The 22,025-nt window shown below is 60.5% G+C and carries 18 protein-coding genes; 9 read left to right on the top strand and 9 right to left on the bottom strand.

Translation table 11 applies throughout. The features are described 5' to 3' along the window. Positions 1-24: 24 nt before the first annotated feature. The 7 genes from AC1DB0_RS07830 to AC1DB0_RS07800 all read right to left on the bottom strand — a co-directional run bounded on the left by AC1DB0_RS07830 (position 25) and on the right by AC1DB0_RS07800 (position 7,943). Positions 25-978: a TauD/TfdA dioxygenase family protein gene (locus tag AC1DB0_RS07830; protein ID WP_476757322.1), complete on the bottom strand. Its 954-nt coding sequence runs from the start codon at positions 976-978 to the stop codon at positions 25-27. A gap of 187 nt (positions 979-1,165) precedes the next feature. After that, complete coding sequence (locus tag AC1DB0_RS07825; protein ID WP_175170440.1) at positions 1,166-2,365, bottom strand: M20 aminoacylase family protein; 1,200 nt, start codon at positions 2,363-2,365, stop codon at positions 1,166-1,168. A gap of 45 nt (positions 2,366-2,410) precedes the next feature. Then, a complete protein-coding gene (locus AC1DB0_RS07820) occupies positions 2,411-3,424 on the bottom strand; it encodes an ABC transporter ATP-binding protein (protein ID WP_054420891.1) in 1,014 nt (337 codons plus the stop codon). Next, on the bottom strand, positions 3,421-4,431 hold the full coding sequence (locus AC1DB0_RS07815) for an ABC transporter ATP-binding protein (RefSeq protein ID WP_175170438.1): 1,011 nt from the start codon (positions 4,429-4,431) through the stop codon (positions 3,421-3,423). Before AC1DB0_RS07815 ends, AC1DB0_RS07820 begins: the two co-directional genes overlap by 4 nt. An 11-nt stretch (positions 4,432-4,442) precedes the next feature. After that, a complete protein-coding gene (locus AC1DB0_RS07810) occupies positions 4,443-5,363 on the bottom strand; it encodes an ABC transporter permease (protein ID WP_476757321.1) in 921 nt (306 codons plus the stop codon). Continuing rightward, positions 5,360-6,334, bottom strand: coding sequence for an ABC transporter permease (locus tag AC1DB0_RS07805; protein WP_054420888.1), 975 nt, complete (start codon positions 6,332-6,334; stop codon positions 5,360-5,362). Before AC1DB0_RS07805 ends, AC1DB0_RS07810 begins: the two co-directional genes overlap by 4 nt. 22 nt (positions 6,335-6,356) lie before the next feature. Next, positions 6,357-7,943 (bottom strand): ABC transporter substrate-binding protein, encoded by a 1,587-nt coding sequence (locus tag AC1DB0_RS07800; protein ID WP_175170437.1) that lies wholly within the window; start codon positions 7,941-7,943, stop codon positions 6,357-6,359. A gap of 115 nt (positions 7,944-8,058) precedes the next feature. On the opposite strand from AC1DB0_RS07800, the gene mnmE reads away from it, so the two are divergent. After that, entirely contained in the window at positions 8,059-9,411 is a 1,353-nt protein-coding gene (gene mnmE, locus AC1DB0_RS07795; protein ID WP_476757320.1) for a tRNA uridine-5-carboxymethylaminomethyl(34) synthesis GTPase MnmE, read from the top strand. Between the two features lie 121 nt (positions 9,412-9,532). Here the strand turns inward: mnmE and AC1DB0_RS07790 are convergent, their stop codons facing one another. Beyond that, positions 9,533-10,951 carry a ClcB-like voltage-gated chloride channel protein gene (locus AC1DB0_RS07790; RefSeq protein WP_476757319.1) on the bottom strand — a complete coding sequence of 473 codons (1,419 nt, stop codon included), beginning with the start codon at positions 10,949-10,951 and terminating at the stop codon, positions 9,533-9,535. Between the two features lie 489 nt (positions 10,952-11,440). Here AC1DB0_RS07790 and AC1DB0_RS07785 point away from each other — a divergent pair, with 489 nt between their 5' ends. The 5 genes from AC1DB0_RS07785 to AC1DB0_RS07765 all read left to right on the top strand — a co-directional run bounded on the left by AC1DB0_RS07785 (position 11,441) and on the right by AC1DB0_RS07765 (position 16,790). Then, positions 11,441-12,118, top strand: coding sequence for a response regulator (locus tag AC1DB0_RS07785; RefSeq protein ID WP_175170434.1), 678 nt, complete (start codon positions 11,441-11,443; stop codon positions 12,116-12,118). Next, on the top strand, positions 12,108-13,592 hold the full coding sequence (locus AC1DB0_RS07780; RefSeq protein ID WP_476757318.1) for a sensor histidine kinase: 1,485 nt from the start codon (positions 12,108-12,110) through the stop codon (positions 13,590-13,592). Before AC1DB0_RS07785 ends, AC1DB0_RS07780 begins: the two co-directional genes overlap by 11 nt. Before the next feature lie 114 nt (positions 13,593-13,706). Next, complete coding sequence (locus AC1DB0_RS07775; protein WP_476757317.1) at positions 13,707-14,705, top strand: Bug family tripartite tricarboxylate transporter substrate binding protein; 999 nt, start codon at positions 13,707-13,709, stop codon at positions 14,703-14,705. 124 nt (positions 14,706-14,829) lie between these two features. Further along, positions 14,830-15,267 (top strand): tripartite tricarboxylate transporter TctB family protein, encoded by a 438-nt coding sequence (locus tag AC1DB0_RS07770; protein ID WP_476757316.1) that lies wholly within the window; start codon positions 14,830-14,832, stop codon positions 15,265-15,267. Next, positions 15,264-16,790, top strand: coding sequence for a tripartite tricarboxylate transporter permease (locus AC1DB0_RS07765; RefSeq protein ID WP_476757315.1), 1,527 nt, complete (start codon positions 15,264-15,266; stop codon positions 16,788-16,790). The genes AC1DB0_RS07770 and AC1DB0_RS07765 overlap by 4 nt, the downstream gene beginning before the upstream one ends. 160 nt (positions 16,791-16,950) lie before the next feature. Here the strand turns inward: AC1DB0_RS07765 and AC1DB0_RS07760 are convergent, their stop codons facing one another. Further along, a complete protein-coding gene (locus AC1DB0_RS07760) occupies positions 16,951-18,117 on the bottom strand; it encodes a pyridoxal phosphate-dependent aminotransferase (RefSeq protein ID WP_054420880.1) in 1,167 nt (388 codons plus the stop codon). An 84-nt stretch (positions 18,118-18,201) separates the two neighbouring features. Between AC1DB0_RS07760 and AC1DB0_RS07755 the strand changes: the two genes are divergently transcribed. The 3 genes from AC1DB0_RS07755 to AC1DB0_RS07745 all read left to right on the top strand — a co-directional run bounded on the left by AC1DB0_RS07755 (position 18,202) and on the right by AC1DB0_RS07745 (position 20,321). Next, positions 18,202-19,266, top strand: a complete 1,065-nt coding sequence (locus AC1DB0_RS07755) for an AbrB family transcriptional regulator (protein WP_476757314.1) — start codon at positions 18,202-18,204, stop codon at positions 19,264-19,266. A gap of 235 nt (positions 19,267-19,501) precedes the next feature. Continuing rightward, positions 19,502-19,708 carry a cold-shock protein gene (locus tag AC1DB0_RS07750; RefSeq protein ID WP_476758638.1) on the top strand — a complete coding sequence of 69 codons (207 nt, stop codon included), beginning with the start codon at positions 19,502-19,504 and terminating at the stop codon, positions 19,706-19,708. A gap of 415 nt (positions 19,709-20,123) precedes the next feature. Then, positions 20,124-20,321: a hypothetical protein gene (locus AC1DB0_RS07745; protein WP_175170430.1), complete on the top strand. Its 198-nt coding sequence runs from the start codon at positions 20,124-20,126 to the stop codon at positions 20,319-20,321. Positions 20,322-22,025 lie beyond the last annotated feature (1,704 nt).

Below are 22,025 nucleotides of genomic sequence, written 5' to 3'. Positions count from 1 at the left end.
GGTGCGTTTTTCGCGGTGCATTTCTTAAAACGGCACATCGCCTTCGATGGTGGTGCGGTACAACTTGCGGCGCAGATGATCTGGAGTGCCGCCCGCCAGATGGATCAGCGAACGGTTGTCCCAGAACACCAGGTCATGCGGCTGCCAGCGATGGCGATAGATGTGTTCAGCGCGCACGCTATGCGCAAACAACTCGGCCAGCAGGGCGCGGCTTTCGTCTTCCGGCAGGCCCACGATGCGCGTCGTGAAGCCCTCGCTCACGAACAGCGCGCGGCGGCCGTTCTCGGGATGCGTACGCACCACCGGATGCACCACTTCCTGCACTTGCGCGATCTGCTGCGCGCTCAAGTTCGGACGCCAGTTCCCTTCCTTCTGCAACTGGCCGTACTGCGCCAGATACGAATGCACGGCGCGCTTGCCGACGATGGCATTGCGCAACGCTGCGGGCAGCGTGTCGTAGGCCAGATGCATGTTGGCGAACAAGGTGTCGCCGCCTTCCGACGGCAGTTCCTGCGCGTGCAAGAGCGAGCCCAGGCTGGGCAGTTCCTTGTACGAAATATCCGAATGCCAGTACTTGCCCGCATCCCCCAGGCCAATCGGCTTGCCGTCTTCCACAATGTTGGACACGGTCAGGATCTCGGGGTGGCCGGCCAGATGAAACTGGTGCAGCACGTGAATCATCAGCGGGCCGAAGCGGCGGCTGAAATCGATGTGCTGTTGCGGCGTGATGCGCTGGTCACGGAACACCAGCAGGTGATGATCCAGATGCGCCTGATGCACGCGCGAGAAATCGGCCGGCGCGAGTTCGCGGGTCAAGTCCAAACCGATGATTTCGGCGCCAACCGGGCCGGGCAGGGGGCGGACGTCAAACTGCTGCACATCGGACTGGTGCACATCGGACGGCTGCACATCGAACTGCTGCGCCTGTCGGGCGGGGGCGGCGTCTACTTCGCGCCGCAGGGCGTTGCTCTGGGACATCGATCGCTCCGTTTCGCCTTGCGGCATGTCTGGAACGATCGATTATGGAAACGGCGCCTTGTATCTCAAACGAAGTTATCGGCGTTTGATCAAAGCTTCCCGTCATATAGAAAAAGCCGCGGGGCAGGCCCGCGGCTTCATGCACCAAACACTATTAGCTAATAGCGTATCGGTTATTAGACGGTGCTTATGCCGCTGGCAAATAGGCCTCGACGAGCTTCACCCAATAGGTCGCGCCCACCGGCAGCAATGCGTCGTTGAAGTCGTAGTTCGGGTTGTGCAGCTGGCACGGACCCATGCCGTGATAGCTTTCCATGCGGTGATCGCCATCGCCGTTGCCCAGGAACAGATAGGCGCCCGGAATCGCTTCCAGGAAGAAGGAAAAGTCTTCCGCGCCCATGAAGGGCGGCATGTCGCGCAGCACGTTCTCGGCGCCAAATGCGTCCTCAGCAACCTTGGCCGCGAAGGCCGTTTCGTTTTCCCAGTTCACCAGCGGCGGATACGCGCGCACGAAGTCCAGCTCGCCCGTACCGCCATATACCTGCGGCAAGGTGGTGGCGATGCGGCGCATGTCGGCTTCGATCTTGTCCAGCGTCTCGACCGAGTACGTGCGCACCGTGCCGCGCAGCACGGCCTCGCCGGGAATCACGTTGTACGCGTCGCCCGCATGAATCTGCGTGATCGACAGCACCGCTTGCTCAAGCGGGTTCTTGCTGCGCGAAATGACGGTTTGCAGCGCGTGCACCATATCGGCCGCCACGATGATCGGGTCCACCGAGGCATGCGGCTGCGCCGCGTGGCCGCCCACGCCCTTGATGACGATGTCCCAGCGGTTGCTGGAGGCCATCGTGGGGCCCGCCCGAAAGCCGAACTGGTTGACCGGCATACCAGGCATGTTGTGAATGCCAAACACGGCGTCACACGGGAATTTGTCGAACAGGCCATCCTGCATCATGGCGCGCGCGCCGGCGTTGCCGCCTTCTTCGGCCGGCTGGAAAATGAACACTACCGTGCCGTCGAAATTGCGATGCGTGGACAGATACTGCGCCGCCCCCAACAACATCGCGGTATGGCCGTCATGGCCACAGCCGTGCATGCGGCCGCTGATGGTGGACTTGTGCGCAAAGCGGTTGTGCTCCGGCATGGGCAGCGCATCCATGTCGGCACGCAGGCCGATGGTCTTGCCGCCGCTGCCCGCGCGCAGCACGCCCACGACGCCCGTTTTGCCCAGCCCGGTATGCACTTCCAGGCCCCATTCGCGCAGGCGTTCGGCCACCAGGTTCGACGTACGCGTCTCTTGGAAGGCAAGTTCGGGATGCGCGTGGATATCCCGGCGCAGCGCAGTCAGCTCAGGATGCGCGCGTTCGATTTCGGCAATGGTTTTCATGGTGATGGAGATAATTCAAAAGAGGTGAGTTTTTAGGGCCGAGCCCTAAGTCATATCGTTCAAATGGCAAGCGCTGAACTGCCCCGGCGATATCTCGCGCAGCAACGGCCGTTCCACCTTACATCGCGCCATCGCCTGCGGGCAACGCGGGTGAAAGGCGCAGCCCGTGGGCGGGTCCAGCGGTGACGGCAATTCGCCCTTGATCGGCTGGTACGTCCGCCGCCCCGGCGTCAACGTCGGCAATTCCTTCAACAGCGCCTGCGTATACGGATGGTTGGCGCGTTGAAAAACCGTATCGGTGGGTGCAAGCTCGACCACGCGGCCCAGATACATGATGGCCACGCGGTCCGAAATATGGCTGACCACGCTCAGGTTGTGGCTGATGAACAGATACGTCAAGTCCAGATCATCGCGCAGCTGTTCGAACAGGTTCAGCACCTGCGCCTGAATGGACACGTCCAGCGCGGCCACGGCCTCGTCGCAAACAATCACGGAAGGCTTGAGCGCCAACGCCCGCGCGATACCAATGCGCTGCCTCTGGCCCCCTGAAAACTGATGCGGATAGCGCTGTGCAAAGGTCGGGTCCAGCCCTACCTGCCGCATCAGCCCCGCCACATATTCCGCTTTGTCGCGTGCGCGGATCAAGCCGTGCGCCACCGGTGCTTCGCCGATAATTTCACGCACGCGCATGCGCGGGTTGAGCGACGCGTACGGGTCCTGGAAGATCATCTGCACGCCCAGCTCGTACGCACGCCGCTCGGTGCCTGTCATGGCGCGCACGGCCTTTCCCTGGTAGTGCACATCGCCGGACGAGGGCGGCAAAATGCCCGACACAATGCGGCCCAGCGTGGATTTCCCACAGCCGGATTCGCCGACGATACCAATCACTTCGCCCGGCTGCACTTCCAGGTCGACACCCGCCACGGCGTGCACCACTTGCGTCTTCAAGCCCGCGCCCAACAGGTTCGCAATGCGCCCGGCAATATCCACGGGCTGCACGAAGCGCAGTTCCACACCACGCAGGGACAGAATGGGGGCGTTGCTTTCTGCTGCGCTCATTTGAGGTCTGGGTCTCCGGCATGCCAGCAGCGCACCCATTGCGCCGGGCGAACTTCAACGGGCTGCGGCTCGACCAGACAGGCGTCCGTCGCGCGCGGGCAGCGCCCGCGAAACGCACAGCCTTGCGGCAGGTTCAACAGCGACGGCGTCATGCCGGGAATCGGCACCAGCGGCCTGCCACGCGACTCCGGCGTGGGAATGGATGCAATCAGCCCATGCGTATACGGATGCATCGGATGGCTGATCACGTCTTGCGTGCTGCCCGTTTCCACGACACGTCCCGCATACATCACCGACACGCGGTCCGCCAGGCCGGCCACCACCGCCAGATCGTGCGTGATCCAGATCAGGCCCGTGCCGGTCTCGCGGCACAGCTTCTGCACTTCGAAAAGAATCTGCCCCTGAATCGTCACGTCCAGCGCGGTAGTGGGTTCGTCGGCAATGATCAAACGCGGCGAATTCAAGAGCGCGATAGCAATCGCCACACGCTGCCGCATGCCGCCCGACAACTGATGCGGATACGTGCGCAAGCGTTCCGCGGGCGACGGAATGCCCACCATCGTCAGGGTCTGCAAGGCCCGCGCGCGCGCCTGTTCACGCGACACCTTGTGATGCGCCTGCACCGCCTCGATCATCTGCGTATCCACACGCAGCACGGGGTTCAGCGTCATCATGGGGTCTTGGAAGATCATCGCGATCTCTTGCCCCCGCAGCTGGCGCCAACGGGCGGGCGTGGCGCCACGCAGGTCTTCACCATTCAGGCGCAGCTGCCCCTCTACGATGCGGCCCGGCTCGTCCAGCAAGCCCATCAGCGAAAAGCCGGTAATGCTCTTGCCCGAGCCGGACTCGCCCACCAGCCCCAGGATCTCGCCTTCAGCAAGGGTCAGGTCCACGCCATCCACCGCTTTCACGACACCATTGCGCGTGAAGAAGTGCGTCTTCAGGCCCTGTACCTCAAGAATGGTCGGGGGCGTGGCCAAGGGTTTTTCAAGCGCGCTTGTCTGCATCGCGTCCGCCTTCAATTCGCGTGGCGCGGGTTGAGCACATCGCGCAGGTGGTCGCCCACCAGGTTGATGGCGATGATGGCAAGCGCCAACGCAATGCCGGGGAAGAACGAAATCCAGTATTGGCCCGACAGCAGGTATTCGAAGCCGTTATAAATCAGCATGCCCAGCGATGGCTCGGTGACCGGCACGCCCACCCCCAGGAACGACAGCGTGGCTTCCAATGCGATGGCATGCGCCAGATCGATCGTGGCGATCACGATGAGCGGCGGCATACAGTTGGGCAGCACGTGGCGAAACAGCACGCGTCCCCACGACAGGGACATACAGCGCGCGGCCTCCACATATTCCTTGCCGCGCTCAACCAGCGCCGCGCCGCGCGCGGCACGGGCAAAGTACGCCCATTGCACGACGATGAGCGCGATGATCACCTTATCCACACCCTTGCCCAAAATCGCCAGCAGCATCAGCGCAACGAGAATGGCGGGGAAAGACAACTGGATATCCACAACCCGCATCAGCAGCGCGTCGATGCGGCCACCAAAATAGGCCGCGATCAGCCCGACGGTGGCGCCAATGCCAAACGCTGCCAGCACTGACACGGTGGCGACCAGCAGGCTGGTGCGCATGCCATACAGAATGGCCGACAGCAGATCACGCGCCTGTCCGTCGGTGCCCAGCCAGTAATGCATGGACCCATCACCGCTTTCACTGCCCGGTTTGAGCTTGGAATCCATGATGTCCAGCGCAGCCAGGTCGTACGGATTCTGCGGCGCGATCCACGGCGCCAGCAGTGCGGCGCCCACAATCACCACCAGCATCACCAGGCCGAGTGTGGCGAGCTTGCTGGCGAAGAAGTCCGACACAAAGCGCCGCCAGGGCGTCTGTTCTTTTTTTGCGGCGACGGGCGCGGCGGTGGTGGCGGGGTTCGTCATCGGCGGCTATCCAAACGTACGCGGGGGTCCAGCACCGTGTAGATGATGTCCACCACCAGATTCAACATGACCAGGAAGAACACGATCAAGAGCAGATACGCCACCACCACCGGACGATCCAAGTTGATGATGGAATCGATCAGCAGCTTGCCCATGCCCGGCCACGAAAACACCGTCTCGGTCACGACGGCAAACGCCATCACCTGACCAAATTCCAGCCCGGCAACCGTGACGACGGGGATCAAGATGTTCTTCAACAGATGCACGCCCAGCACACGCTTTTCCGACAGCCCCTTAGCGCGCGCGAACTTGATGTAGTCCATGGGCAGCGCTTCGCGCGTGGCGGCGCGCGTCACGCGGATGATCATCGCGCACTTGGCGAACGCGATCGTGGCCGCTGGCAATGCCAGGCTCAACCAGCCGTTAAGCGTCAGCACGCTGAGCTCCAGCGAACCGATGTGCACGGTTTTGCCGCGCCCGCCGGCCGGCACCCAGCCAAGCATCACGGCGAACACCATGATCAGCATCAGGCCGACCCAGAAGTTGGGCAGCGAAAACCCCAGCACGGAACCCGTCATGATGGCGCGCGAACCGGGCGCTTGCGGCTTCAAACCTGCCAGGATGCCGAGCGGCACGCCGATCAGCACCGACAGCAGCATGGCCACACAGGCCAGCTCGACGGTGGCCGGCATGCGCTCCAGGATCAGGTGCATGGCGGGCTCACCCGTCAGGAAGCTGTTGCCGAAATCGCCTCGCACCGCCTGGCCCATGAAGATCAGGTATTGCCGCCACAGCGGCAAGTCCAGACCCAACGACGCGCTGATGGCGGCACGTTGCGCTTCGGTGGCTTCGGGGCTGGCCAGCATCGAGACCGGGTCGCCCACCATGTAAATCCCTGCAAAAACCAACGCCGACATGACGAGCATGACGACGATGGTTTGCAGCAGTCTTCTTACGATTGTTGCCAGCACTGGAGACCGCCTGTGTCGCGCATTACTTCTTCAGCGTTGCAAACTGCGCAAGCGTGACCTGATCGGGGCGGCCCTGGTAGCGGATGTCGCCCTTCATGGCCCAAACCGACAGTTCGAAGTGCACCGGCAGCATGGCGTAGTCATCCATGGCGATGTTGCTGGCCTTGGACAGTAGCTCGGCGCGCTTGGCGTCATCCATCGTGGACGACGCTTCCTTCACCAGCTCGTCCATCTTCGGGTTGGAGTAACGGCTGCGGTTGGTGGTGCCCAAGCCGGCTTCCGGATTACGCGTCACTAGCAAGGACGTCAGCGCGTTGGACATCTCGCCGCTGGTCACGGACCAGCCCGCCAGATAGGCCGAGAACGCATAGCTGTCGCGGTTCTTGAAGAACACCGGGGGCGCCATCGCGTCCACGCTGGTCTTCACGCCGATGCGCGTCCACATCGATGCGATGGCCTGCGCCACCTTCGAATCGTTCACGTAGCGGCCCGACGGCGAACCCAGCGTGATCGAGAAGCCATTGGGGTAACCGGCTTCCTTCAACAGCGCCTTCGCCTTTTCCACATCGGCCTTGGGCGCCTTGGAATGCTCTTTGCTGGAACCGAACATGGGGTAGGGCAGCAGGTTGCCGGCCGGCAGCGCCACGCCCCCCATCACGCGTTCCACCAGCGCATCGCGGTTGATGGCCAGGGACAGCGCCTCACGCACGCGCTTGTCCTTCATCGGATTCTTGTCGGTGCCTTGAATGCCCGGCGACGGTTCCGCGTACTGATCCAGCGCCACATACACGACACGTACCGACGGCGTTTCTTCAACGAAGAGCTTCTTGTCGCCCTTCAGCTTGGGCAGGTCATCGGTGGGAGGATCTTCGATCATGTCGACGTCACCGGCCAACAGCGCGGCCACGCGCGCGGCGGCGTTGCTGATCGGGCGATAGACGACGCGGTCCCACTCGGGCTTCTTGCCCCAGTAATTGTCATTGCGCGCCAGCACGAATTCGGCGCCGCGCTTCCATGACACGAATTTGTACGGGCCCGTGCCGATCAAGCCGTCGCCGCTATTCAATTCTGTGGTGGTCTTGCCTTCGGCCGCGGGGCCGGAAGCGGCCTTTTTCGACATGATGGGCAGTTGCGCCAGATTCACCAGCAGGTTCGGCGCGACTTCCTTGGTGGTAATGCGCACGGTCATGGGATCGACCGCTTCGGTCTTCGCCACCGAGCCGAGATATAGCGTGAAGGGCGAGGGGCTGTTGGGCACCTTCGGCACGCGGTCGTACGTGAACACCACGTCTTCCGCCGTGAACGGCGTACCGTCCGAGAACTTCACGTTCGGACGCAGCTTGAACGTCCAGACTTTACCGTCCACCGTCCAAGATTCCGCCAGCGCAGCTTGCGGCTTCAATTGGGCGTCGGTGGCAACGAGCGTGTCGAAGATGGTTTGGGAGATCTGCGTATTCGGCGTCAACGCGTGGTACTGCGGGTCCATCGATGAGGGCTCGGTCTTCAAGGCGATCACCAGATCGCGAGCCATTGCGGAACTGAATGTGCCAAAGGCCAACATCACCGCGGCGGAGCCGCAGGCCAAGACACGCGAAAACCGAGATGCCATCGTGATCTCCCTGAGTTGTTTCGGGTTTTGAACCTCGGGGCCACATTAACCAGCAAACAAGGGGCCGCGCAACAGTTATATTCCCCTATTGTTCTCGCATCCCCCACGCTCAGATATGTCCGCTTACGCCCCCATTGCCGCTATTGCCACCGCCCCCGGAAGAGGCGGCATCGGCGTCGTGCGCGTTTCTGGTGCGGACCTGTCCGAATTGGTGCGGCGCATCTTTCAGCGCGAGCTCACGCCGCGCCACGCGCACTATTTGCCGTTCAAATCCGTGGACGGCGAACTGCTCGACGAAGGCATCGCGCTCTACTTTCGCGCGCCGCATTCCTATACCGGTGAAGACGTGCTGGAACTGCAAGGCCACGGCGGCCCGGCTGTGCTGCGCCGCGTGCTGGAAAGCTGTTTGGCCGCTGGCCGCGACTTGGGCGTGCGCCTGGCCGAACCCGGCGAATTCACACGTCGCGCCTTTCTTAGCGACCGCATGGATCTGGCGCAGGCCGAAGCGGTGGCGGACCTGATCGATGCGTCGTCCGTGGCCGCGGCGCGCGGCGCCATGGCGTCGTTATCGGGCGAATTCTCTGCCCGCGTGAATGATTTATCTGACCGCATCATCCACCTGCGCATGCTGGTGGAAGCGACGCTGGATTTCCCCGAAGAAGAGATCGATTTTCTTGAGAAGTATCAGGCCCGCCCGACGCTGGATGCGCTGACGTCGGACTTGTCCAAACTGATAGCGCAAGCACGCCAAGGTGTGATCTTGCGCGAAGGCCTGCATGTGGTGCTGGCCGGCCAGCCCAACGTGGGAAAGTCCAGCTTGCTTAACGCATTGGCGGGCGACGATATCGCCATCGTCACCCCGATTGCGGGCACAACGCGCGACAAAGTGGTGCAAGAAATTCATATCGACGGCGTGCCGTTGCACATTGTGGACACGGCCGGATTGCGCGAAACCGAAGACACCGTCGAGAGCATCGGCATTGCCCGCACCTGGCAGGAAATCGAACGCGCTGACGTTATTTTGCATCTGCAAGACGCCACCCAGCCCGGCGATGAACTGGACGCCCAGATCACCGCGCGTCTGCCGCCCCGCACTCCGGTGCTTAAGGTTTTCAACAAGGTGGACCTGTTATCCACAGGCTTCACCGCAAGCGCGGGTGAATTGGGCATTTCCGCCAAGCGCGGCGTAGGCCTGGACGCCTTGCGCGCCGAACTGCTGAATATTGCCGGTTGGAACCCCGGCGCAGAATCGCCCTGGCTTGCGCGCGAACGCCACCTGCATGCTTTGCAACAGGCGGCAGAACATCTGGAACTGGCGGGCGAACATGCGGGGCAAGACGACCGCGTGCTGGATCTGTTTGCGGAAGAACTGCGCCTGGCGCACGACAGCTTGTCGAGCATCACGGGCAAATTCACCAGCGACGATCTGCTGGGCGAGATTTTCTCGAGCTTTTGTATTGGGAAATAAAGGTTGAAACACATGAGTCACGCGATAGTGCTCGATGCGTGACGATCATTCGTGGCCTGAATTCAGGTCGGCATTCAGGCCCGGCACTTCGTTCCTTTATCTGAATAATATGAGCCTTTGCTCACATTATATTTTTTCCCGGTTCAGCTCTATTTTCACGCTTATCTAGCGCAGATTTCGCCACCGCGAGTTGCGCGCGCTCGTTGTTCGCCAATGATTTCGCGTACACCGATTCCGGCCGTATGCGATGGGCGATGACGTAACCGGTAATGCAGGCCAGCATCAGCGGCAGCATCACTTCATAGCTCAGCGTCATCTCAAAAATCATCAATATCGACATCAGCGGCGCATACGTGGTTGCGGCCAGTAGCGCGCCCATGCCCACGACGGCATAGCTGGAAATTGCCGACACATCCCCCGCCGGCAACACCGCTTGCAAGCCGCTCGCATACAGCGCACCCAAGGCCGCCCCCACAAACAGCGTCGGCGTGAACACGCCGCCCACCGCGCCGGACCCCACACTTGCGCCCGTGGCCACTATCTTCATCAGCAAGATGGCCGCCACTGCCTGCCACGCCCATTGCGTATGCAGCATGCTATTGACCACGCTGTACCCATTGCCCCAGACCTCGGGGTTAATGACCGACAAGGCGCCGACCACCAGGCCGCCCAACGCCATCCGCAGCCAAAGCGGGAAGGGCATCCGCGAAAACGTGGCGCGCGACAGGTCCAGGAATCGCAGGAATTGGGGCGCGACCAGGCCAGCGGCCACGCCCAGCCCCAGGTAATTGATCACTTCCCATCCCGACACAAACTCAAAGTGCGGCATATGGAACACCGCGTCGTAGTGCAGGATCTGGCGCGTGACGATATTGGCCACCACCGACGACACCACCAGCGGCACCAGCGTGGCGGACGAAATCACGCCAAAAACGATTTCAGAAATAAACAAGGCGCCCGCAATCGGCGCGTTATAGGCGGATGTGATGCCCGCCGTGGCCCCACAGGCGACCAATAAGCGCAGGTGACGGGGCGGAAGCAGCAGGAATCGGCCGGTCAACGATGAAAACATGGCGGCCAGCTGGACCATCGGCCCTTCGCGGCCGATCGACGCGCCGGAGCCGATCGAAAAAATGGACGACAGGCTGCGCGCAAGCGTCTGGCGCAGGCCAATGACGCCGCGGCCAATGGAAATGGCTTCCATATAGTCGGCCGCGCCCCGCTTTGGCAGCCATCGGGCGGCCATTTGCAGGATGAGGCCGGCGATTGCGCCCCCCGCAGCGGGCATCAGGAACCGTTGCCAGGCGTCCAGCCCGCGCGCCAGCGAGACCATGCCGTGCGGGACATCTTCCCCGCCCAGCAACATTTGCGTCCACCCCAGCAGTTCGCGAAACACCACGGTAGCCAGGGCGCCGAACAGCCCCATCAGCGCCGCCGCGCACAGGGTGGCGGGCAGATTATCAGCCACCAAACGGGCTCTTAACCCGTGGGCCACGCCGAATTTCGCCCTGAATTTCCTGAATTTTTTTTCTGTAGCCATGGCCGGATTTTACGGCGGAAGCTGCTCACTTTTTGTTCAGTCCCCTGTCAAGAAAGCGCCTGGGTACCCCCTCGAATGGCCGATTTCCGCAATGCCTCTCGGGCCGTTTTTGACCCCCTGCAAGGGCGAAAAACCGGGTAGGCAAAGGGCGCTTTTTCGGGGTAAAAGTGCCGCTTTCCACCCCATTTCCCATGGCCGACCCTGTGGATAACTCCTAAGTAGCCAGGTTGTGCACATTGTGTGGAGGCAAGTTGAACAAGCCGGGGTTTTTGAGGGGGTCCGAAATGTTGTCCAACTTCAACTTTTTTCCCACACAGAGTTCTTGCACAGGCAAAAACGGCTGCAAGCTGATGAAAAGAATGAGGTTTTCAAGGTTAAGGTAGTTATCCACAGGCCTTATTAATCATTAGTCTTTATATAAAGAGAAATAAAGGAAAAGCCAAACATGCTTTCCCATTCCGCCCAGCCACTCCCCCCCGGACTCCGTCCATGCGCATCCTCCTGATAGAAGACGAAGCCGAACTTGCTCGCTGGCTTTCCAGAAGCCTGGCCAGACATGCGGGCTTTGTTGTCGAATGGGCTGACGACGGATTGGTCGCCGAAAGAAGGTTGGCAATTGAAGAATTCGATGCGGTCATCCTCGATTTGGGACTTCCGGGCATGGATGGCCATGCTTTGCTGGCAAAAATTCGCGCGCGAGACGACCGTACGCCGGTGTTGGTCTTGACTGCGCGCGATTCCTTGGCCGAAAAAATCGGAACCCTGCACCTGGGTGCAGACGATTTCCTGCCAAAACCTTTTGTTGTGGAAGAGTTGGAAGCGCGTTTGATCGCACTGATTCGGCGCAGCCGTGGACGCGAACATCCGCGTTTGGCTCTGGGAAACCTGGTTTTTGAGACGTCAGCGCAAAAATTCACGGTCTCGGGACAGACTTTGCAGTTATCCCCACGTGAACACGCGGTGCTTCGCGTGCTGATTCAAAAAAGTGGCGAACCGATCAACAAGCAGCAGATCCTTGACCGCATCCTCACGGACGATGCAGACATCAACCTGGAAGCCATCGAGGTGCTGGTGCACCGTTTGCGAAAAAAATTGGCCGATTCCGATGTGCAGATCGTGACCATGCGAGGCATGGGCTACTGCCTGGAGACCCTTGTTGACAACTAGAAATCCGGAAAAAGCCGGTTTTTTCGCGCCAAAAAAACGCAATCGCACGCTGAAAACGCAGTTGCTCTGGTGGCTGATTCCAACGCTGGTCTTTGTGATGATGGGCGCCTTGTGGCTGTCGAACCATCAACTGCGCAACCAGGTCGACATTGCCTACGACCGTTCCCTTTCCGGAGCGCTTCGCGCGATCGACCACAACATATCCACAGCCAGCGGTGGATTAGCCATGGAACAGCCTTACCTGATGCTGGAATTTTTCGAGCTGACGGCCAATGGCAGCGTGTTCTACCGCGTCGCCACCGAGGACGGGCTGGCAGAAATCGGGCATCCGGACCTGCCCATGCCCGACCAACCCCTGGTATCTGGCGAACCGCGTTTTTTTTACGCGACGTATCAGGGGACGCCCGTCAGGGTTGCGGCGCTGGCGCGGCCGATGGACCCGCCGCTGTACGCGAACAAAGGGGGACGGGTAATCGTCCAGGTCGCAGAGGGGCTGGAGAGCCGCCAGGCGTTCTTGCATCAGGTGCTGCTGCGCTCGGTTGAGCGGGACCTGGCCGTGATCCTGATCAGCGTTCTGGTGATCGTCCTGGGGGTTTTCATGGCCTTGCGCCCCCTTGTCAGACTCCGGCAGGAGGTAGAAGGGCGTTCTGGAGACGATTTAAGCCCCGTGAGCGCGTCCGAGATGCCTGGGGAGGTCCTGCCCCTGGTTGCGGCCGTAAACCTCCACATGGCCCGTTTTGCGGCTCAGGCAAGGGTGCAGAGTCAGTTCCTGGATGACGCCTCGCACCAATTGCGCACGCCGTTATCCGTGTTGCGGACCCAAACCGCCTACGCCTTGCGCGAAACAGACCCCCAGGAGGTCCGTACAGCCCTTCTGGCGATGCAAGAGGGGTTGGACAGGGCCGTACGCACCACCAACCAAATGCTCGCTCTGGCGCGCGCTAAGGACGCTTCCGTGGCCGAAGGCGGTTTCACCCCGGAACCGGTGGACCTGGTCGAGCTGGCCGATGCCGTGATCCGCAGCCTGCTTCCGGCGGCTCGCGCCCGGCAACTGGACATCGGCCTGGAGGCTTGTCTGCGCCCGATTCGGGTCAGCGGCGCCGAATGGCTGCTGCGCGAAGCGGTCACTAACCTGGTCGACAACGCCATCCGCTACGCCTCGCCGGGCGGCGAGGTCACGGTGACCGTACAGGCCGAACAGGGGTTTGCCCGCCTGATCGTCGAAGACGACGGCCCCGGCATGTCCGCCGAAGACATCGCCCGCGCCTGTGTGCGGTTTCGCCGGGGAGCAGCCGGCAAGAACAAGGCGGGGGCTGGGCTCGGCCTGGCCATTGTGGGCACCATCGCCGGGATTCTGGGCGCCAGGCTGGTCCTGGAGAACCGGGCCCCGCAGCCGGGATTGCGAGCGGCRTTGGTGTTTTCCCTGGAACCGGCCCCGGATGCTGCGCCGCGTCACGAAAACGGCCGTTTTTGAAAGGATTTGGAAAGCTTCGGTTTTGTACGGTAGCGTCCGCTGGGTCCGATCTGGCATCACCGCAGGTCGGCGCATCCAGCCATACCAAGACCTATAAAACACGGAGACGCAAGAATGCAGACCAGCCTGAAGCTGCGCCTGGCCGCCTTGGCGGCGCTTGGCGCGATGACCTTGTCCCAGGGCGCCGCCCAGGCCGCCGACGAGCCGCGCCGCCCCGAGTGCATCGCCCCCGCGCAGCCGGGCGGCGGTTTCGACCTGACCTGCCGTCTGGCCACTGAAGGCTTGAAGCAGAGCGGGGCGCTCAAGAGCACGATGCGCATCGTCTACATGCCGGGCGGCATCGGCGCCGTGGCCTACAACAACATCGTGGCGCAGCACCCCAACGAACCCGGCACCATCGTCGCGTTCTCGGGCGGTTCGCTGCTGAATCTGGCCCAGGGCAAGTTCGGCAAGTACAACGTCGACGACGTGCGCTGGCTGGCCGCGATCGGCACCGACTACGGCGTGGCGGTCGTGCGCAATGATTCCCCGTACACCGATTTGAAGAGCCTGATGGACGCCTTCAAGCAGGACCCCACCAAGATCGTGCTGGGCGCGGGCGGCACCGTAGGCAGCCAGGACTGGATGAAGGCCGCGCTGACCGCCAAGGCCGCGGGGGTGGATTTCAAGAAAATGCGCTTCGTGGCGTTTGAAGGCGGCGGCGAAGCCGTGACTGCCCTGCGCGGCGGCCACATCCAGGCCTACATGGGGGATGCGGCCGAAGCGTTCACCATGCTGGAAGGCGGCGCTCCCATCCGCGTGCTGGCCGTCTTCAACGACCAGCGCCTGCCGGGCAAGCTGAGCACGGTGCCCACGGCCAAGGAGCAGGGCTACGACATCGTCTGGCCCATCATCCGCGGCTTCTACGTGGGGCCGAAGGTGTCGGACAACGACTACCAGTTTTGGGTCAAGGCTTTCAACCAGGCCACGGCATCGCCCGAATTCGACAAGCTGCGCCAGCAACAGGGTCTGTTCCCGTTCAACAAGACGGGGCCTGACCTGGACGCCTACGTGAAGAACCAGGTCAAGGTCTACGCCGAACTGGCTGACTCGTTTGGCTTGATCAAGAAGTAGGCCAGAAGAGGCTGACCGAAAGGCCGCTTCACTCCCATCCGATCGCGCATCCGCGCCGCCCACGTCTTGGGCGGCGTTGGGGGCGGCTGCGCCGCGCGATCCCCACAACAACGGAAAGTGGATCATGAACGATCGAATCCTGGGCATCGGCGCGTTGGCGCTGGCGGCCTTCATGACAGCAGCGGGGTGGGGCATTGAAGCGCCCTTCGCGTACGAACCGGTAGGCCCGCGCGCCTTCCCCTTGCTGCTGGCCGGCATCATCGGCCTGTGCGGCTTGTGGCTGGTCTGCAAGGGCGGCCATTCGGTCGAAGCCAATCCGCCCGGCGCCAACGGCCGCATTGCGCTGATGATGGCGTTCACCGTGGGCTATGCCTTCTTGTTCCAGTGGCTGGGCTTTGTTGTTGCGACCTCGTTGATGACGGTGTTTGTCGGCCGCTTGTTCGGGGGCGGCTGGGTCAAGTGCGCCATCGGCGGCGTCGTCATGAGCCTTTTCTTTTTCGTGTTGTTCGACAAGGTGCTGGACGTGGTCTTGCCCGGCGGACTGCTGGAGACCCTGATATGAGCGGCATTCTTGATCATCTGGCGATTGGCTTTGGCGTCGCCTTCTCGCTGACCAACATTCTGGTGGCCATGATCGGTTCGTCCATCGGCACCATGGTCGGCGTGTTGCCGGGCCTGGGGCCGGTAAACGGCGTGGCGATGCTGATTCCGATCGCGTTCGCGATGAACCTGCCGCCCGAAACCGCGCTGATCCTGCTGGCGGCGGTGTATGTGGGCGCCGAGTACGGCGGCCGCATCACGGCCATTTTGCTGAACGTGCCGGGCGAGGCCAGCGCCATCATGACCACGCTGGATGGCTATCCGCTGGCGCGCCAAGGCTTGGCCAATGTGGCGTTGTCGCTGTCGGCATGGTCAGCCTTTTTTGGTGCCATCGTTTCCGTGGTTGGCATCATTCTGCTTGCGCCGATGTTGGCGAAATGGGCGTTGGCGTTTGGCCCTGCCGAGTACTTCGTGCTGATGATTTTCGCGTTCTGCTGCCTGACGAGTTTGCTGGGCAAGCAGCCGGTAAAAGGCGTGTTGGCGGCCATGATCGGGTTGTCGATTTCAGTGGTTGGCGTGGACGCGAATTCCGGCGTATACCGCTATACCTTCGAGTCTGTACACCTGGCCGACGGCATCGATTTTGTCGTTGTCGTGATTGCGCTGTTTGCGGTCAGCGAGATGCTGGAGATGCTGGAAAAAGTGATGGCCGGTCATAGCGTCGAGGTCAAACCCAGTGGCCGAAAACTCTTCAATTTGAAAGAGCTGGCGTTCACGTGGTGGAGCGTGGTGCGCAGCGCCTTGGTGGGCTTTGGCGTCGGCGTGTTGCCGGGGGCGGGCGCAAGCGTGGCGGCCGCCGTCGCGTACTCGCAGGAAAAGCGCATCATCGAAGCGAAAGACCCCGAGGCCAAATTCGGCAAGGGCGATATGCGCGGCCTGGTGGCGCCCGAGGCTGCGGCTACGGCATCGGCGATTGGCTCGTTCGTCCCCATGCTGACGCTGGGCGTGCCGGGTTCGGGCACGACGGCCGTCATGATGGGCGCGCTGACGCTCTACAACATCACGCCGGGTCCGGTGCTGTTTGAAACCAAGCCCGAACTGGTGTGGGGCTTGATCGCGTCGCTGTTTGTCGCCAACGTGTTGCTGTTCATCATGAACGTGCCGCTGGTGCGCTTCTTCTCGAAGGTGCTGTCGGTGCCGGGCTGGCTGATGGTGCCAGGCATTCTGTGCATCAGCTATATCGGCGTGTATGCCATCAACGCCGGCACGTTTGATCTGTTGCTGGTGGCGGGCATCGGCGCGTTGGGCTACTTCCTGCGCAAGTTCGGCGTGCCGATGGCGCCGCTGGTGCTGGGCGTGGTGCTGGGCAACATGATGGAGCAGAACCTGCGCCGCGCCTTGTCGATGACGGATGGCGACGTGGGCGTGCTGTTTGCTAGCCCTGTGTCGATGGGCTTGTGGGCGGCGGCAGCGGCGGTAGTCGTGGTGCCGCAGGTGATGCGCAGGATTCGCAAGTCCAGGAAGCTTGCGGCTGGCGCGGTGTGATCGCGTATAGATAGGCGGAAAAAAGACAAGGGGCGCTTGCGGCGCCCCTTGTTCATTTATTCATTAAATTTGTTCTGTTCATTTGCGCTTTTTATTTTCGGTTTTCATTTGCGCTTTTCAGTTATGAATATGAGTATTTACTCATATTCATATTTTTGGCTTACACCTGCGCCAATCGCTCCAGCGCCGCGTCCAGCGTTGCATCCTTCTTTGCGAAGCAGAAGCGCACGATCCGATGGTTGGATTCTGCAGCGTCAGGATGACGATAAAAGGCAGAAACGGGAATTACCGTCACGCCATGATTCACCGTCAGGTCGCGTGCAAAGTCGGCTTCGTTCTGTTTGGAAATCTGGCTGTAGTCGGCCAGCAGGAAGAAGGTGCCGGGGCTGGGCAGCGGGCGGAAGCGCGTCTTGGCCAGGCCTTGCGACAGGCGGTCGCGTTTGGCTTGGTAGAAGGCGGGCAAGTCCAGGTAGGGCTTGGGATCGCGCATGAATTCCGCCAAGGCGAATTGCATCGGCGAGGGCACCGTGAACACCATGAACTGGTGCACCTTGCGCAGCTCGGCGCTCAGTTGTCGCGGTGCGCAGCAATAGCCGATCTTCCAGCCGGTCGTGTGGTACGTCTTGCCGAATGACGAAATGACAAACGCGTGTTCGGCCAGCAGCGGACGGCGCGCAACGCTGGCATGCGGCTTGCCGTCGAACACGATGTGCTCATAGACCTCATCTGACACCAGCAGCACGCCGGTATCACGCACGATGGCTTCCAGCGCATCCAGATCGCTGTCGTCCAGCACGGCCCCGGTGGGGTTGTGCGGGAAGTTCAACATCAAGAGGCGCGTCTTGGACGTGATGGCGTCGCGCACACGCTGCCAATCGATGCGGTAGTAGGGGTCGGCCTCGGTGGGGGCGCGCAACGGCACCGGCACCGCTGTGCCGCCCGCCAGGCGGATGGCCGGCAGGTAAGAGTCGTAGCAGGGTTCGATGACGACCACTTCGTCGCCGCTGTTCACGGCGGCCAGCACGGTGGCCATCAGCGCTTCGGTAGCGCCGCTGGTGACGGTGATCTCGGTTTCCGGGTCGTAGGCGTGGCCATAGAGTTCGCGCGTCTTGGCGGCGATGGCTTCGCGCAAGGGCGCAACGCCGGGCATGTACGGGTACTGGTTATGGCCGTTGGCCATGGCCTGGGTCACGAGTGCGCACAACGCGGGGTCGGGGTCGAAGTCCGGAAAGCCCTGGCCCAGGTTGATGGCCTTGTGTTCGATGGCCAGGCGGCTCATCACGGTGAAGATGGTGGTGCCGACGTCGGGAAGTTTGGATCGGATCATGGTGGATGCGAAGGTGAACGCTGGTAGGCAGAGAAATTTTTCGTAAGTATCCCACTAACTCATAATTCGTTTTTCGTATTAGCTATGCACGTGGAAGGAATCGTGGGTCAGAACATGTTGTTAAGGGTGCTGGGCGGTTTGACGATTGCGCTGGCCGGGGCGTGGTTCGCGGTATGGGCGCATCTGCCCTTGCCCTGGATGCTGGGAGCCTTGCTGGTGACCGCAGCGACGCGTATTGCGGGTTTGGGGACGGTCTGCCCGCGCCCGGCGCGCAACGGCGGGCAATGGGTTATCGGGACGTCGCTGGGGCTGTATTTCACGCCGCAGGTAGTCGGGCATATCGGCACCAATGCCGGGCCCATCGTTGTGGGCATGCTGTTCGCATTGGCGCTGGCGTTCTTGGGCACGGCCATGCTGCGCCGTTATACAGATGCGGACTTCAAGACCGCATGGTTCTCGTCTGCGATTGGCGGCGCCAGTGAAATGGCCAGCCTGGCGGAACGGCACGGTGCGCGCATTGATCGTGTGGCGACGGCGCACAGCGTGCGCGTGTTGCTGGTGGTGGTGACGGTGCCGTTCATTTTTCAATGGTGGGGCGTGGCGGGGCTGGACCCGACGGTGCCAGGGCCGAAGACGGTGGATGGCGCAGGCCTTGCCGCGCTGGTGGCGCTGACGTGCATGGGCGGCGTGATTTTCATGAAGCTGCGGTTGCCGAATCCGTGGGTGCTGGGGCCGATGCTCGTGGCGATGATTCTGACGGTGTCGGGCATCGAGCTATCGGCCTTGCCGGACGTCGTGCCGAAGGTGGGGCAGCTCTTCATCGGCTGGTCGCTGGGCGATCGTTACCGCCCCGATTTCTTCCGCGCTGCGCCGCGATTTATTGCGGTGGTTGCGGCGTTTACGATCAGTGCGCTGGCCTTGGCGTTCGGGCTGGGGGCGTTGCTGTCGTATTGGTCGGCAGCGCCTGTTCCGACGCTGATTCTAGGCACCACACCGGGCGGCATCGCCGAGATGGCAATCACCGCCAAAGTGCTGCAATTGGGCGTCCCGGTGGTCACCGCATTCCACGTGACGCGCATGGTTTTCGTGGTGATTGTGACGGGTCCGATTTATGCGTTTTTGGCGCGCCGGCAGATGAATTCCGCCTAGCGGTACTTCAGTGCGAGTCTGAAAAAAGAGACATTGGGGTAAACAACAATATGAGCCGGTAATGCCGGATGAGTATGCTGATTCCGCAGTTGATTCAAGCAGCGCGCGGACTCGTTCTGTTGCTCGGCGACGAGCGGGAACGCAGCAGCAACGCAAGGTACTTCTACCGATCGTTCAGTTCTCACGGCGTCCTTGATTCATTGCATTTCGACTTAATTACAGGACGCTAGAGAAAATGGCTCAGAAGGGCAAAGTTAAGTGGTTCAACGCTGACAAGGGTTTCGGTTTCATTACTMCGGATGTTGGCGGGACCGACGTTTTCGCACACTTTTCCGCCATCCAGGGCCGCGGCTATCGCAGCCTGAACGAAGGCCAGGAAGTCGAATTCGAAGTTAAGGATGGTCCGAAAGGACCTCAAGCGGCCGAAATTCGCCCGCTCTAAATCGGGAAATCCCAATTTCCCGTCCGCCAGGTCCGACCTGGCTACAACGCCCCAAGACTTCCGAGTCTGGGGCGTTGTTTCATTTAAGACGCCACTTTGCGCGCGCCATCCATCTCTGAATCCCAGCCGTAGTTAGTGTTCACTAACTTATCCTCTACCCTTGGATAAGTCTGTGGATAATTATTTTTGGGCATCAAGATTTTTGTGCTCATAAATGAAGCAAAGGCATTCCCTGGCCTTGGGTTTTGCACAGAAAAACAGTTTTTCCAAACTTGCTTTTGAACGCGCCGCAATGGCGCCGGCGCTCCCTGCCTTACGCGTCTTGCTCAACGTGAAACACGGCCTTTCCCTAGGGAAAACGGGTGTTTAGCGGGGTTTTCCACATTGTTATCAGTCGCGCCAGGCGCATTAAGAGATGACTTTCTGGATCACGCCACAGCCCGTTTTTGAGTTTGCGGGGACGGTTGTTCACAAAGATATCCCCATCCCGGTTATGCACAGAATTTGCCGATTTGAGACCGAAATGAAGGTGCGCAGCCTGTGGATAGAAATGGGGATAGCGCTGCGTTTCCCGGTCAAAACTTCGGGCTTCTTACCGATAAGCTGGCGATGATGACTGCGGGATTACCGCTTTGAGACTTCCGAACGGACGTCGCGATCGAGACTTGGAAAATGCGCTGTGAAAACAGACAAGCAGGTTTTCCACAGGGATTCACATGAAACCGTGCGCCTCCGCCAAATGGATGATGGCGGACCGGCAACGCCTCAAGCAAGATAGTTGTGTTGCTTGGGGAAAAGCGGGATGGGGATAATCGCCGCAGATTTCGCGTAGTACGCGTGTGGATAATCCGCGAGTGTGAAATTTAGCCGCAATTTGACTGAGGCATATCCCAAGAGTTCCCGCCTGATTTTCGATGGTTTATTGGCGAGCCGGTTGCGCCGTTGAACCCGTCAATTGGGTCGATAGCCGAATCTTATCCACAAAGTTTTCCACGGTTATTTTGTTCGCGAACCGGGGCCGTAAGAGGCTACTTTTGATGGGTTATTCGTCGTTCCTCAATAGGCATGAAAATCGCAATGTCCCTATGAAACGCGTTGGCGTTTTGTTCGAATTTTAGTTTTTGGGGAATCAGCTTCGCATGTGCCGATCTATCATTTCCCAGTGCCTTTCGGCGCGCGAATTTTCGAGTTATCCCCAAAGTTGTTCATCGTGAAAATGAACTTTGGTTGACCCATGCGCGAACGCGTTCTGTTGATAACTCCACAGCCGATGATGGGGCGAAGTTTTTGAATTTTCGGCTGCAAAGAGATATCCACCGCAGGTTGTGAATTAACTCTGAGTCGTCAGCCAGAGCGAATTCACACCGGCTTCGCCCAGCCCTCCCAGCATTCTTAGAAATTTTCCGGATGCGGTTTCTGCGATGATCCGGGTTTGTATTTCTTGAATCGCGTTTTTGATTGCGTGATGTGTTTCACGTGAAACGCAAAAGAGCGATATTTTTGGCAAGGGGTAGGGTAGGGTCAAAAATATCTCTTTTTTTCTCTCTCCCAGGCCCATCTTGGGAAGAATGCGCGCTTAGGCGAAATCGTCGCCGTCCCCAAATTTAGTCTGTTTCACGTGGAACAACGCCGACTAAATGATCGTGAAATTTCATGGTTGGGTGGTCGCCGGCTGGTTCCACGTGAAACACATCCGAGGGTTTTCGAAAAATTTGGTGGGTCATGGCCCCTAAAAGCAAAAGGGTGGATGTTTCACGTGGAACACTTCTTTGACGGGTTATGCGCGGGTGATGTTTCACGTGGAACATTGAGTGGTCAAAAACGGTTGGGGCAGTTCAAGAGTGTTGCACTCGCCGTCCCCGATGTTTCACGTGGAACCTTCCCCAAAAGATCGACCAGCCCTATGACCGTTGGCAGCACCTCATGCCATGCTGGTTACCGCACGGACTGTTTCGCGTCGCTGGTTTGGCATCGGGGCAGGGTGGATCTTCATGTTCCACGTGGAACATGACGCAACGCGAATACTAGGAGTGGGGTCAGCGTGGTTGTTTCTCCTCGATGTTTCACGTGGAACATCGAGGAGAAGCTTGAGTGAAGCCGAGTATGTGTACATCCTGCGGCGTTCTTTCACCTGTCCAATGTTCCACGTGAAACATCGTTGGACCTACCCCGCTAGTTGAACCGGTGCGCGGAGCGACGCCCAGCCACATGTTTCACGTGGAACATCCATTTAGAAACAGAGGCAGATGCCGACATATTTACTGGCCGGCCGGGCTGATTCGTTGCCAATTGCCTACGGCAGGGTTGTACCCATCCC

This window comes from Achromobacter sp. 10T422, assembly GCF_056394065.1.
This window is presented reverse-complemented; position numbering and strand designations above follow the sequence as displayed.